The following is a 13,422-nucleotide window of genomic DNA, read 5'->3' on the forward strand; positions in this document are numbered from 1 at the left end:
AGTCAGCCAGTGCAGTCTGTAACAACAACGAGATCGCCGGAGTTCCACATGAGCGGAACTCCGGCGATCTGCTTTTTCAGTCTGATTTGTTGCGTGCCTGGATCAGATCACTGCACATCACCTTGTGTCCAATTGCCATTGATCTGGCGCCACAGTTTTCCTGTCGGATTCTGATCACGCAAGGCTGCCGGCAATCGATGGGAACGAACATTGTCGTAGCATTGAAGCATCGCGAACCGACGCATCGCTGCTGGAATGCCGACCGCTGTGAATCCCGAATGACTTGTCGCTGGGTACGGGCCACCGTGGTTCATCGCAGGACTGACAGCGACACCTGTCGGCATTTTGTCGTTAATCAGACGACCGACTTTCTGACGCAATCCCGGTTCGATCTTCGAGTAGAGTTCGTCGTCGCACCCTGTTGTGCTGGAATAGATACATCCAGTCAGGTTCCCTTCAAAGTGGCGGGCCAGTTCCACAATTTCATTGTCGTCTTTGCAAACTACGATGAGAGATGAGTTGCCGAACGCCTCGGTTTGCAGCGATTCCGGGTTCTCGAGGAACACCTCGCCACTGACGCGAAGAAGCGTGTTTGCATTGCAGAATCGGGTCGAGTCAATGGAGAGGCTGCTCGTGGTAACGTGAGCACCGGCCTGCTGAATTGCGATAATCGCCGCTTGCAAATGAGTTTGCGATCCTTCGCTGAAGAGCGTTCCGACTGGAGCTTCGTCAAATTTCCGAGCAGCAGCCTGAATGAATTTCTCAGTCAGATCTCCCTTCTTCAGAATGACCAGACCAGGGTTTGTGCAGAACTGCCCCGTTCCCATCAAACAGCTCCCTACGAAATCGGTCACCATTGCGTCGAAACGTTCTTCGAGGACACCCGGGAGAATGTAAACCGGATTGATGCTGGACAACTCCGCGTAGAAAGGCTTCCCGGCCAGATCAGCGGCATGTTTCAACGCGAGACCGGTCGAACGACCCCCGGTATATCCACTGGCTGCAATTTTCGGGTGTGATACAAGTTTTGCACCGTCTTCGTGACTGGTGCGGTAGATCATTTGGACGAAGCCTGCGGGCATTCCAGTTGCCAGTGCTGCCTCACCCGCTGCGACGGCCAGTAGTCGTGTCGTTTCGGGGTGAAGCGGGTGCCCTTTCGCAATGACCGGATTTCCCGCAGCGACGGCAGCAGCGAAATCTCCGCCGGAAATTCCGTTGAACGCAAACGGGAAATTATTCGGACCAAACACGACGACGGGGCCAATCGAACCCAATTGTGTGCGAAGTCCCGCTGCGACGTCGATCACGGGCGAAGTCCACGATCCATCTCTGGCGGCAGCGGCCCCCAGACGAAGCTGATTGATCGTTCTTGGCAGTTCGACGTCCTTTAGACGTGGTGCGTATGGAAGGGCTGTTTCGAGGTGGGCCGTCTGTGCGAGATTTTCGGCATTGGCTTCAATTGCTGTCGCAAAAGCTTCGAGAAAAGCTGCGAAGCGATCACCCGGCCAATTCCGCACGATCTGGTAGGCGTCCGCAGCGGCGTCGATGGCCTCTTCGATTTCCTCCCAAGGGCTAGTAGGGAATTCCTGTGGGAGTGGCTGTCGAGTGTTCGGATTCGTTGCGTGAAAGGATTTTTTTCCTTGCGAAACTTTCCACTCACCACCGATGTACACTCGCTCCATGACCCAGCTCCAAAACGCAAGGGAGTGCAACACTCCAGACTCAGATACGGTTGACGACGAGGTCTCAACAGAGCGATTAGAACCGGTTTTTTACAGCGATGTTCTCAAAATCCTGTCTCACAAAGAAACCTTCATCTCTCTACTTAGGGTAGGCCTTCATGAGCGGAGTGGCAATGTTCGACAGCGGTTGCCTGGGCTAAAAATCGTGCATAGAACTTTTTTATGACGTTTGACCTCAGCCAGAATTGTCGTACACTGCCAAAGCGACCCTAAAGCTGTTGCTGAAAGTCTTTTACATCTTTTCAGTGTTAATTCGTCCAGTCCGTCGTTGAAAACTGGAACACCCCGAGCATGCAGGCAGGTTCCTGAACATGGCCCGAGACAATCTTCCGCCCATTTTCGTCAGCCTGATCAAGCAGGCGCGGCGCGTTGCGGAAGAGACGAATTGCATCGCTACAATTCTCCTCGCAGACGTCGCTTATGACTTCAAAGAAATTCAACAACACCTCAAACAGACGTTGCTGATCGTCTCATCTTCCGTTCCGGAAGTTCAGGAGTCCGCCAAAGCAGACGGAATCCTGATGGTCCCACTGATTCAGGAACCGCAGACGCGACAGGTGCAGCTGAGTCAGGCGTTGCTGGAATCGATCGCCGATAATCTCGTTAAACCGGGGGATCGGGTGATTGTCCTGTACTCCGGCTACGAGCGAGACAGTATCGACACGCTCAGCGTAATCAACTTGAGCGAACGCCTCGCTCGTCTGACGGCGAGAGATCTCCAACGGCTCGAAACACAGGTTCCACTGGGGACATTGCGACGTGTCGTCGACCTTGCTGTCGAAATTGGTCGTGAGGGACGGGAAAGCAAACGGGTCGGAACATTGTTTGTCGTGGGAAATCACCGCAAGGTGATGGACATGTCACACGAACAAATTCATGACCCCTTCCGAGGCTATCCCAAAAAAGAGAGAATGATCTCCAACGCCCGAGTTTGCGAGAGCATCAAAGAGCTTGCACAGATCGATGGAGCATTTGTCATCGCATCGGATGGCACGGTGATCGCCGCCGGCCGAATTCTTGACGCGCCGGCAGAAGACCTGACTCTTTCCAAAGGGCTGGGATCACGTCATTGGTCCGCCGCTGCGATTTCCAAAGCGACAAACTCCATCGCCATCGCAGTTTCCGAGTCGACGGGAACTGTTCGAATCTTTCAGAACGGCGCGGTTGTTCTTCGCATCGAACCGATGATGCAGGCCATGAAGTGGCAGGAAGTCGAGCTTGAACCGCCGCAAGAGTAACTCTTCCGGCAGTCCCCTGCTCTGAACCGGTTTACTTTCGATTCATCCAGTCGATCCCTGAAAGCTCCGCCAGAGAGAGCATCAGGGCATGAGTCCCGTTTCGGCCCCAGCCTTTGGCTTTCACTGATTGATAGAGCTGTTCTCCCAGTGCCAAACCGGGGAGCGACAGATTCATGCGTCGCGCTTCCGCCAGTGCGATCCCCATGTCCTTGATAAAGTGCTCGACGAAAAACCCAGGATCGAAATTGTTCTTAATGATCCGAGGGCCAAGATTGGAGAGAGACCAGCTACCGGCTGCCCCGCTGGAGACCGATTGCAGTACGGTTTCCAGGTCCAGACCTGCTTTGTAACCATAGAGCAGAGCTTCGCAGACTCCGATCATCCCGGTAGAGATAAGAATCTGATTCACCATTTTCGCGTGTTGCCCCGCACCCGCTGGCCCTTGATGGACGATGGTCTTTCCCATGGCTTCCCAGCAGGGGCGAAGTGCCGAGACAACCGCTTCGTCACCACCAATCATGATGGAGAGTCGGGCTTCTTTAGCGCCGATGTCTCCTCCGGAAACGGGTGCATCGACTGCATAAATCTGCTTTTTCATCGCGGTTTCAGCGATTTCCACAGCTAACGAAGGCTCGCTCGTCGTCATGTCAACGAGAACAGTTCCCACTTTGGCACCGGCCAATGCCCCCTGCTCACCGAGAAAGACTTCGCGAACATCCTTCGGGTAACCAACAATCGCAAAGACAACATCGGAAGACTCCGCTACCTCCTTGGGAGTATCTGCCCATTGTGCTCCCTGATCCAGAAGCGTCTGAGCCTTTTCTTTCGTGCGGTTGTAAACCGTCGCGGAGAACCCTTTTGACATCAGGTGGCTGCACATGCTCGCCCCCATGACTCCAGTTCCGATCCACCCAATCCGTGTTTTTCCTGGAGCAATCAAAGGAACTGTCATGGGAACACCTTTCGGGATGCAGTGGAGCTGGTCTATTAAGGAAACAAGTCTTCACAAAATCAGATGATTTGTGAAGACTTGCGTCCATTGTTTCGCGTTTTAGATCGAGAAATTCACTCGGAATTTGATTACGGCTGATACTGCTCGATCAGCTGTTCGAACTCGCGTCGTAACTCCGGCATTGCTCCTGAGCGTGAGGCCACCATTCCGCCAACACGATTGGCAAACTCGCCTGATAAAGAGAGTGGCCAACCTCGAAGTTGAGATGCGATCAAGGCAGCGGTAAATGAGTCCCCTGCCCCAACGGTGTCGGCAACCTTCACTGCTTTGCCTGGAATTGCGTGTGTTTCGTCTTTGGTGACGACAAGGCACCCTTTCGCCCCACGCGTAATACAGACCAATCGCACGCCGTAATCCTGAATGAGCCCTTTGGCAAAGGCTTCTTCTTCGATTGGAAGATTGAGAAGCGGTGCGAGAATCTCGACTTCTTCATCGTTCAGTTTGACAGTGTTGCAAATCGACAGCGACTTCTTCACCCATTCCGCAGTATAGAACTTCTGACGCAGGTTGACGTCGTAAACTCGCAGGCAATCGTGAGGAGTTGCTTCAACGAATGCGTAGATCGAGTTGCGGGAGATTTCCTTACGCTGCGCGAGTGTTCCGAAGCAGACGGCGGCAGCTTTTTCTGCAACGGCCTGAAGCTTGGCATCAAACTCGATAAAGTCCCACGCTGCGTTTTCGTGGATGTCGTAAGCGGGAATGCCGTCAGTGAGTTCAACTGTCACGCGGCCAGTTGGATACTTGGCGTCTTTCTGGACAATGGAGAGATCCAGATTTTTTTCGGCGAGGAGACCGAGGATTTCTGCCCCGTCTGCATCATCGCCGACTCGCGTTGCCACGAGCCCTTGAAAGCCAAGTTGATTCGCCTGAAAAGCGACGTTTGCGGGAGCGCCTCCGGGAAGCTTTCCCGTTGGAAAGTCGTCCCAAAGAAGTTCACCCAGGCCAATCACAATCGGAAGTGGATTTGTTGTCATCGCGTTTCATCTCGTCAGCAAAATTCTGCAACTCGATGAAAAGTACCAGAGTCGGTCGACCACGAAAACTGAGTGACAAAGAATGTCGAAGCAGTCTTCGAAGTTTGCGATGAAAGTGTCAAACCATGCGTCCAGGTGCTCACTTTTTGCCAGCACCCGGACGGCACATTAAGAAAACAGTCTCAGGGTTGCTTCAGAGAGCCCCAATTCTTTGCGACTGAGTCGAGACTTCAGAAGTTGAAGTGTCGCATCGATGGATTGCTGTCTGATTTCCCAATCGTTCTTCCACTCTGCGAACCGAACGGTCTCTTCTTCGAGAGAGACTCGCTGTGCAGCGAACTGACGCTCGATGCGAGTCAGTTGTTCTCGGACTTCGGTGTTCGTTTCATTTGCTTGCATGATTGCGTCCCCTGTTCTTGTGTACTGAGTATGAAATCGACGAGAAGAGGGGAGTTTTTGAGAAGATTGGTGGTTTTGGTAAAATTTATTGAGGTGCGAAACTTTGCTGGTATTGCAAACGTTACAATCGCCACGACGTGGTGGTCTGCGGTGGTGTGGTTGAATGGGATGAGTTTGCTGGTGTGGATTCGGTCGCTCTATTCGGGAGTTCCGATGTAACCGTCACAGATGGTGCCAGCGTCAATTCCAGCGCGGCAGCGAACGACGGTTTTTCAGCTCAGACATCCGAACCGCAGGGCTCACTCCAGCGATTTTGTTCGGGCGGAGTCGTGGAACGCCTTCCTCGGGAGAGGCTGTGGTGTTCCGGTGGCGATAAACAGAGCGTTTGAACCCGCTTCTGTCACCATTCGCCTCACACTCCCCGAAGACAGGAGTTAAAGTTCGACCGATCGATCGCGACCGGGGATCCCTTGAAGTGTGACAAACTGTGTATCAGCGGCGTTGGATTTGTTCGACGGGCAACTGGAGCAACCGCCGCCACATTGAGACGGTTTCCCTTGGAAGAGGGCCCAGATTCGGCGCAGCATCATTGCGGATGCCAGCAGCACGAACAGCAGCACGATTAGAGATTGCCAGTCCATCGTCGACTCGCGGTTGAGGAAAAGCGTTCAGTTCATTTTAGACGCGGGTGCATTCAAAGTCACTAGCGACAATAGAAACCGACAGTCTTCCTGTAGCCGCTGTCGCGGGGTGAGTGTGGCGGAGAATGCAGGAAAAAGGTCGTGCAAAGCCTGTGTATCATCATTGCAGGGGCGTTACTGCTTCTTGTGCGGTGGTCTCGCTGTGGACAATCAGGGGCTGACACGAAATTCTTGCCTCGTAGGAGACACCGGGATCGACGGAACGAGAAGCGTCCGGATCAATCGATTGGTCGCATGATTTGCGGATTGTGGGACGGTCGGACTTGTCCGTTCAAGCTGTAACGGACACGGACAAACGATTGCGAATTGATGAATTTTAGAACGACGTAGAAGCGTTCTTATCACCCCACGAGTTCTCTCTCAATGGTCGGCGTCCGCTTGCAGAGATGCTCACGCGAGTCCCCTTCGTCGTTAACTGCGTCGTGACTTGTGAGACCTACCACCGGGACTAGGGAAGTCCCGGAAGTGTTGTTTTCGCCGACTCGATTTATAGAACGGTCCACGAGTCTTTCAAGGCGTTCACTTCCCCTCCCCCACGAAGCGTAATGCTAAGAAATGGCGAGAGTCCTGGTAGATGCTGGCTTGATCAATACCCCGCTGGGGCGACAAAAATCGGTCCGAATTCGACAGATTGCGAACGCTGTGGTAGCAAGTCTCACCTGATGAACTCTCACAACGGGATGCCGCTTGCGGACTCCCCAACGTCCGCCACAGTCCGTGACCTGAGAGCCGACGGACAAAACTTAATCAGCATTGAGGAATCTCCAAGTGATCAGTGAGTTGGCGATATCATGGAACGCCTGAATGATGTCCTCTCGCCTGTCCCAGCGGACCCGCAAGTCATGCCAACATCAGTTTTGTCCGGACACTCACAGTCTAATTACGTATGTGTTTTTTGGGGATTTATGTGATGGTTCCTTGGCTTCAGACGGGCCTTGGATGTCACGTGGATGTCCCTTAGAGAGCGTCCGACGATGGACTAGCGCCCTTTGTGTTGAGTGGGTGGTCTGCATCATCCCATCTTCAACGGAGGTGATCATGCAGCCTTACTCCAAGGAGTTTAGAAGAGAGGTCCTCTCGGTCTGCGATGCGGGAGGAGTAACTGGGGAAGTTGTGCTGCGGTTTGATGTCAGCGAGTCGTGGGAGCGGCGTATCAAGCAGGAACGCCACGAACAGGGCAAGACCGCTCCGCTCATCAAGCGAAACCGGATTCCCAGATGGATGGCCGAGCAACAACAGATTGAAGACGCTATTCGGCCGCAGCCCGACCTGACGTCGATCAACGGAGGGCTGTCTGGAAGTTGCTGCAGTCAGGGTGAGACGTTGACACGCTGGTAATTCTCGATGAAACCTGGGCCAAAACCAACATGCCCCGTCCCCGCGGTCGAGCACCCTGTGGTGAGCGACTGGTCTGTCATACTCCGTTTGGCCACTGGAAGTCGGCGACGTTTCTGGTGGGCTTGCGCCTGAGCGGACTGACAGCTCCGCCGGTGATCGCTGGAGCAGTCAATGACGCTGTGTTCGTCAACTACGTTCGGCAACACCTCGCTCCGACACTCGGACCTGGAGGCATTCTGATCATGGACGACCTCACCAGCCACAAGGTGTCAGGGGACGTGAAGCGATCGAGGTTCGCGGAGCACACGTGCTCCATCTTCCTCCCTACAGTCCCGATCTGAATCCGAATAAACTGGTGTTTTCGAAGTTCAAGTGGCTGCTGCGGTGTGCCCAATGCCGTAGTGTTGAGTCGCTGTGGGAGACCTGCGGCCAGCTGATCGACAGGTTCTCCCCAAGCGAGTGCGTCAACTACTTCCGACACTGCGGATACCGATACACATATGTTGGATGCGATCTAGTGGATGCTACATGCCGTCAAGAAGGTTCGAACGGAATCGAATAAAGCTTGCGGAGCCTACGGGACCATGCCTGAGCATGATCACCTTCTGATTCTCCATCGAGCGTTTGTCAAACTGTATCTTGAAATAACGAAACATGAGACGATTTTCGGAGACGTCATCGAGTTCCGAATTCCAATGTTGGACTGAGTTCGACCGGCGCATTACCCGAGTATTCTTGTGCCCACTTGATAGACGATCAGGGCGGCGATGTATGCCAATGTTGTCATGTAGACAAACGTGAAGATCGGCCAAATCCAGCTGTTGGTTTCTCGGCGGATCACCATTAATGTTGCCCCGCACTGAGCACAGAGTGCGAAAAACACCATCACAGAAAGAGCGACAGGAATCGTGAAGAGTGGAGAGCCATCTGGCCAGGTTGCATTCTGAAGCGTTGCAATGAGTCCTTGATCCTCTTCCGACACATCTCCACCGAGACTGAAGATTGTTCCCAAGGTTGCGATGATCACTTCGCGAGCAGGGAACGAGGCAATTGCTCCCACGGAGAGTCGCCAGTCCCATCCCAAGGGTTTGAAAATGGGTTCGACTGCACGCCCCATTCGTCCGAGATAACTTGCGTGAATCAATTCTGCGCTGATGTGGCGTTCGTTCTCGAGGAGTTCTTCAAGCCGGGGTGTGGTCTTCTCGCCTTCGGGGATGGCCTCTTCTTCCAACACGATTTCCTTTTGCACGCGATGGTGTTCGGCGTGATCTTCCGGGAAATACCCCGCTGCCCAGACCAAAACCGTCACTGCAAAAATGAGGGAGCCAGCCTGTAGAACGAATGCCTTTGCTCGATCCAACACGCGGTCAAAGACAACGCGGAAGCTCGGCCATTTGTAGTTCGGGAGTTCCATTACAAACGGAGGCGTTTCTCCCTTGAAGAAGGTTTTCTTCAGGATCAATGCAACAGGAATCGCGACGAGAGCGCCAATTGAATACATCAGGAATAATACAATCCCCTGCAAGTCAATCCATCCGTTGAGTAAACCGATTGACGGGATGAACGCCGAGATCATGAGGACGTAAACAGGGAGTCGTGCCGAGCAACTCATGAGTGGTGCGATCAGCATAGTCACCATTCGATCCCGTCGGTTTTCAATCACGCGTGTCGCCATGACACCGGGGATCGCACAGGCAAATGAAGACATCAACGGCAGGAACGATTTCCCGCTCAGGCCGATTTTGGACATGAGTTTGTCCATCAAAAATGCGGCCCGTGCCATGTAGCCGCAGTCTTCCAACACGGCGATGAACAGGAACAGCAACATGATCTGCGGCAGGAAAATGAGGACAGAACCGACGCCTGCCACGATCCCGTCAACTAACAAACTCTGGAGCATTCCCGGAGGGACCATTCCTTTGATCAGGTCTGAAACAAACTCTTGACCAGATTCCACTAAGCCCATGAGCGGAGCGGCCCATGAGAAAATTGACTGGAACACTAGAAACATCAGCACGATGAAAAAGCAGACTCCGGTGAACCAGTGAGTCAACCAGCGATCGATCCGGTCGCTCGAATTCTTTACGGACGCCACTGACGATCGTGTGACTGCCCCGTTGAGTTGTTCACGAATCCAGTTGTATCGAACTTTCGTTTCGACCAGCGGAATGCGGCAACCTTGATCGAGCAGTCGCTGCCTGGAACTACAGAGAAATTCGCTCAGACTGTTTCCGACCTTTAAGGCCAGTCGATGCTCCCCTTCCCCATGAACATCCAACAACAGACGCTCACGCAGATACTCAGGGACCTCCCCGGTCCCATGCTCTTTCAGCCAATGACCGAGCTTCTCAATTTCTTCGTAAAACGCGGGCGAGAAAAGTTTGACCGGCGGAACCGCTCCCTGTGATGCTGTCTCCAGAATGGCCTGACGGACAGCGTCAATTCCTTCTCGACGCTGGGCTGATGTGGTGACGATCTTCACGCCGAGACGCTGCTCGAGAGCCTTCAGGTCGATTGCGGTGCCAGATTCTTTGGCCAAATCCCACATGTTCAGCACGAGAAGAACCGGCAAGCCAAGATCGCGAATCTGGCTGAAGAGATACAGATTCCGTTCGAGGTTATTGGCATCGGCGATGCACACGACCGCATCGAGTTTTCCGACTTCCTGTTGACGACCTAGAAGAACATCGACAGAAACCATTTCATCTGCTGAACGGGGAGCCAGGCTGTAGGTTCCAGGCAGATCGACTAAATTGATTTGCCTCCCGTGATGCACCAAAGAACCGAGCTTTTTCTCGACGGTGACACCCGGAAAGTTACCAATTCGTGCGTTGCCTCCGGTCAGTGCATTGAAGAGCGTACTTTTTCCGGTGTTCGGATTCCCAATCAACGCAATCGTCAGGGGGGAAGTTGATGACGAATTGGCGGGGAGTTTGACTGAGGTCGACATGGATTGGAGCTTATGCTGGGGGGAGGAATCGGGATGCCAGTTGGGCACTACGACTGGGAAGCAGCGGAAATCAGAACGCGTTTCGCTTCACTCTTGCGGAGTGAGATCCGGTAGCCGCGAATGGAAAATTCCAACGGATCCCCTAAAGGAGCGGCCCCAATCAATGAGATTTCTTCCCCTTCTGTCAGCCCCATTTCCATAATTCTGACGGCGATACTGTCATCCCCTTCGATGTCAGAGATTGTCGCTGTCTCGCCAATTGACTTCAGATCTGCCAGTGTCCGCATCGTGATCGGTTATCCAGTGAGTTTCAGTAGCGTCCGCATGATTCTTGATGGAGGCGGCGTTCAAGCTGCGCCAATTTCTACGAGAACCATTGTTCCTGGCTCGCAGCGAAGACTGAGACGTTGATCGTGAATGGCAAGAATGCATGGTTCGCCTCGTTTAACGAGTCGGACCAGCTTTCCTTCACACAGACCGAGTTCCTGAAGCCGATGCTGCCAGTTCATCGGGCCGACGATCTCCACAATGCGACCGTGCTGGTTTTCGTGCATCGCTTCAATGGGGAGGATCTCAGACATCGAATGTCCCGGGGTTCTTCAACTCTTCAATGATGGAAGTGAAATCTGCGGCATCAGTTCAGGTGCAACTAGTCAACAGACGGGGAGTTGACACTGAGTCTCAATTTCGTTGATTGTAACCCTTGTCGTCCCCTTTGGGAACCGCCGGGACCGAGAATGAAAGCGAGGAAAGAGAACGACTTTTGAGTCGTCGACCGGGAGAGATTAGCTGAAGAGATTAGCAGAGACGGGCTGAAGGGCGAAAATGTGAGACCCAGGGCCCTTTTGCGCAGCGGGGAGGCACAGCATTCAGTAGGCGTCGTCAGTGGTTGTAAACAAACTCACTGCTATTGAGGAGTGCCCAGTAAAGGTCTTTTAAACCTTCAGCCATCGCAACTTGCGGAGGTTGGTTTTCTTCATTCACTCGCTTGCGGACGTTGCGGCGAAGAGCAGCTTTCAAAGAATTCAATTCTTCTGATGTGGGGTAACGCGACAACGCAGCGACCGAGAGTCGGCGAATACGATCTGACTCAGAGAGAGCGGGCGTCGAGAGAACCGATCCCAGGACCGTTCCTTCCTCTGCTACCGTCGCCTGCTGAATGAGCTCGCCGTTCATCATCATGAGTGCTTGTGATAACGAGCCATCCAGCGTCGAGCTCTCACCATTTTCTTCGGTTTCGACCGCAGCGTAAAACTGGCGAAGCCATTCGTCTCGCTGCGATTGAGATTGTGGGCTCTCCAATACCTGAATAGAGGCCCCAGAAGCAATCCGTAAGGAATCGTAGAGCTGCTCTGCAGTCAGCTGTTTCACATACATTCTGGAGAAGAGTGGCCGCTCTCCAATTTCGGGTGCATCAAGAGGATTCGGTTTCGCCACTTTGCTGGTGAGTTGGTACGGCTCTGACAGGCAGATCCAGCGAACGAGCGCATGGACGTCATAGTTGCTTGCTACAAACGCAGCTGTCAGATCTTCCAGCAACTCTGGATGACTCACGGGTGTATGAGGTCCCATATCATCGATTGGAATTGTAAAACCGTAGCCCAGAAGTTGGCTCCACGTGCGATTCACGAATGCTCGAGCAGGTTGCGGACGGGAATCGGCAAACAGCAATCCTGCCAGTTCCTCTCGCAGCGATACGGATTCCTCAAGATCTTTGACCGGAATTTCAACACCGGCAAACTTGGGATAAGCCACTTTCATGACGCCGCGAAGGTTTTCATAAAACGTCGGGCCAACCTCCTCCGCATCGACGAGTTCCCGCACCAAGTCTGCATTTCCCGAGACCGGGTCGATGATAGACTTCTCTCGGATACTCGCCTGCTGGAAAAATGCTTTCAGTTCCCAGAACCTCTCCTGCCCCCACGTTTTCACTGTTGGATGCTGATGGCACTGGGTGCATTGCAGTTGCTCGCACAAGAAAATGCGAGACGTAATCGCAGTCGCTGGTACGGCTTCGTTATTGAGATGTGCGAGCAGATAATTAGCAGGACCGCTCTCCCGCGAGGTGCCGCGAGCGGAGACCAGTTCCATCACCGTTTCTCGCCACGGTTGATGGCTTTGGAATTCCTGCTGCAACCATGTTTGCAACTGGCTGCGATCGATATTCATTTCGCGAGTCCGGCCAACGAGCAAGTTCGTCCAGACTGTGGCCATATTTCTGGAAAATTCCGAGCTCGCCAGCAGCGAATCGACAAGATTCACTCGTTTATCGGAGTCACGGCTTTGCAAAAAGGACTCTGATTCAGACGCTGTTGGAATTCGACCAGCCAGGTCGAGATACACACGACGAACCCATTCTGCATCATTCGCTGCGGCGGATGGCGTAACGCCCTCCTCTTCCCAGGCAGCGAGGATTCGTTCATTAATGCGTTCGACGACATCGTCATCGGTCATCGGTTGGAAATTCGAAGCAGTTGCATCTGGGTTGCTCGCCAGAATTGACTCGACTGCTTTCTGTCCAGTCGCTTCAGCGACGCTTCCAGACGGAGGCGTTGCAGGAAGTTGAATTTTGGAGAACTGCCAATTCCGTTTGGGCGATTCTTCAGCAGCGTCATGTTGGGGCTCGATCACCGGCTGATCAGGAACGGCCGCCACTTGAGCGTTGGGCCCATTCAAGTAGATGACCGAGACCATAATTAGGAGCACTGCGCACAGCGAGGCCACAGCGGCGATTGCTTGCTTATTGAATCGCCCTCTTGTCGCTTGGGCGACCGGTGTCCTGCTGCTATTGATCTGCGTTTCAAAGTGTGCGTTTTTGACGATTCCACTTGGATCGGGAAGCGCTCCTAAGCCTGCTGCATCCCAGTAGAGAAGTCCGTGGAGAGTAATCGCTTCAACGTAGAGTTTGCGTGCTTCTGGAGAATTAAGCACTATCTCTTCCAAACGTGAAATGTCTGCTGGAGTGGAAGTCTCTTCGCAGAGCTTTTCCACCAGAGCAAGCAGTTCCTGTTTGTTAAACGTCTTCACTTCAAAATCTCGCTGCGAATAAAATTTAAGTCTTCGTTGAT

At 53.2% G+C, this 13,422-nt stretch carries 12 protein-coding genes; 3 read left to right on the plus strand and 9 right to left on the minus strand.

What is annotated here, in order from left to right:
* Nucleotides 1-107 precede the first annotated feature (107 nt).
* On the minus strand, nt 108-1,682 hold the full coding sequence (locus SH668x_RS09815; protein WP_437184877.1) for an aldehyde dehydrogenase (NADP(+)): 1,575 nt from the start codon (nt 1,680-1,682) through the stop codon (nt 108-110).
* A 371-nt stretch (nt 1,683-2,053) separates the two neighbouring features.
* Between SH668x_RS09815 and SH668x_RS09820 the strand changes: the two genes are divergently transcribed.
* Nucleotides 2,054-2,980, plus strand: a complete 927-nt coding sequence (locus tag SH668x_RS09820; RefSeq protein WP_437184878.1) for a DNA integrity scanning protein DisA nucleotide-binding domain protein — start codon at nt 2,054-2,056, stop codon at nt 2,978-2,980.
* Between the two features lie 31 nt (nt 2,981-3,011).
* Here SH668x_RS09820 and SH668x_RS09825 read toward each other — a convergent pair whose 3' ends face one another.
* The 4 genes from SH668x_RS09825 to SH668x_RS09840 all read right to left on the minus strand — a co-directional run bounded on the left by SH668x_RS09825 (nt 3,012) and on the right by SH668x_RS09840 (nt 6,006).
* Nucleotides 3,012-3,932 carry an NAD(P)-dependent oxidoreductase gene (locus SH668x_RS09825; RefSeq protein WP_437184879.1) on the minus strand — a complete coding sequence of 307 codons (921 nt, stop codon included), beginning with the start codon at nt 3,930-3,932 and terminating at the stop codon, nt 3,012-3,014.
* A 128-nt stretch (nt 3,933-4,060) separates the two neighbouring features.
* Nucleotides 4,061-4,966: a carbohydrate kinase family protein gene (locus SH668x_RS09830; protein ID WP_437184880.1), complete on the minus strand. Its 906-nt coding sequence runs from the start codon at nt 4,964-4,966 to the stop codon at nt 4,061-4,063.
* Nucleotides 4,967-5,134: 168 nt separating this feature from the next.
* On the minus strand, nt 5,135-5,365 hold the full coding sequence (locus SH668x_RS09835) for a hypothetical protein (RefSeq protein ID WP_437184881.1): 231 nt from the start codon (nt 5,363-5,365) through the stop codon (nt 5,135-5,137).
* 434 nt (nt 5,366-5,799) lie between these two features.
* On the minus strand, nt 5,800-6,006 hold the full coding sequence (locus tag SH668x_RS09840) for a FeoB-associated Cys-rich membrane protein (RefSeq protein ID WP_437184882.1): 207 nt from the start codon (nt 6,004-6,006) through the stop codon (nt 5,800-5,802).
* A 1,098-nt stretch (nt 6,007-7,104) separates the two neighbouring features.
* Here SH668x_RS09840 and SH668x_RS09845 point away from each other — a divergent pair.
* A complete protein-coding gene (locus SH668x_RS09845) occupies nt 7,105-7,404 on the plus strand; it encodes a hypothetical protein (protein WP_437184883.1) in 300 nt (99 codons plus the stop codon).
* Nucleotides 7,405-7,433: 29 nt separating this feature from the next.
* On the plus strand, nt 7,434-7,745 hold the full coding sequence (locus tag SH668x_RS09850) for a transposase (RefSeq protein WP_437184884.1): 312 nt from the start codon (nt 7,434-7,436) through the stop codon (nt 7,743-7,745).
* Nucleotides 7,746-8,125: 380 nt separating this feature from the next.
* On the opposite strand, the gene feoB is transcribed toward SH668x_RS09850, so the two are convergent.
* The 4 genes from feoB to SH668x_RS09870 form a co-directional block, all read right to left on the minus strand.
* Nucleotides 8,126-10,354 (minus strand): ferrous iron transport protein B, encoded by a 2,229-nt coding sequence (gene feoB / locus SH668x_RS09855; protein ID WP_437184885.1) that lies wholly within the window; start codon nt 10,352-10,354, stop codon nt 8,126-8,128.
* Nucleotides 10,355-10,401: 47 nt separating this feature from the next.
* On the minus strand, nt 10,402-10,641 hold the full coding sequence (locus tag SH668x_RS09860; RefSeq protein WP_437184886.1) for a FeoA family protein: 240 nt from the start codon (nt 10,639-10,641) through the stop codon (nt 10,402-10,404).
* A 60-nt stretch (nt 10,642-10,701) separates the two neighbouring features.
* Complete coding sequence (locus tag SH668x_RS09865) at nt 10,702-10,935, minus strand: FeoA family protein (RefSeq protein ID WP_437184887.1); 234 nt, start codon at nt 10,933-10,935, stop codon at nt 10,702-10,704.
* 301 nt (nt 10,936-11,236) lie between these two features.
* On the minus strand, nt 11,237-13,381 hold the full coding sequence (locus SH668x_RS09870; RefSeq protein ID WP_437184888.1) for a DUF1549 domain-containing protein: 2,145 nt from the start codon (nt 13,379-13,381) through the stop codon (nt 11,237-11,239).
* Nucleotides 13,382-13,422: the final 41 nt, after the last annotated feature.

The sequence above is a fragment of the Planctomicrobium mucosum genome (assembly GCF_051466335.1).
GTDB lineage: Bacteria > Planctomycetota > Planctomycetia > Planctomycetales > Planctomycetaceae > Planctomicrobium.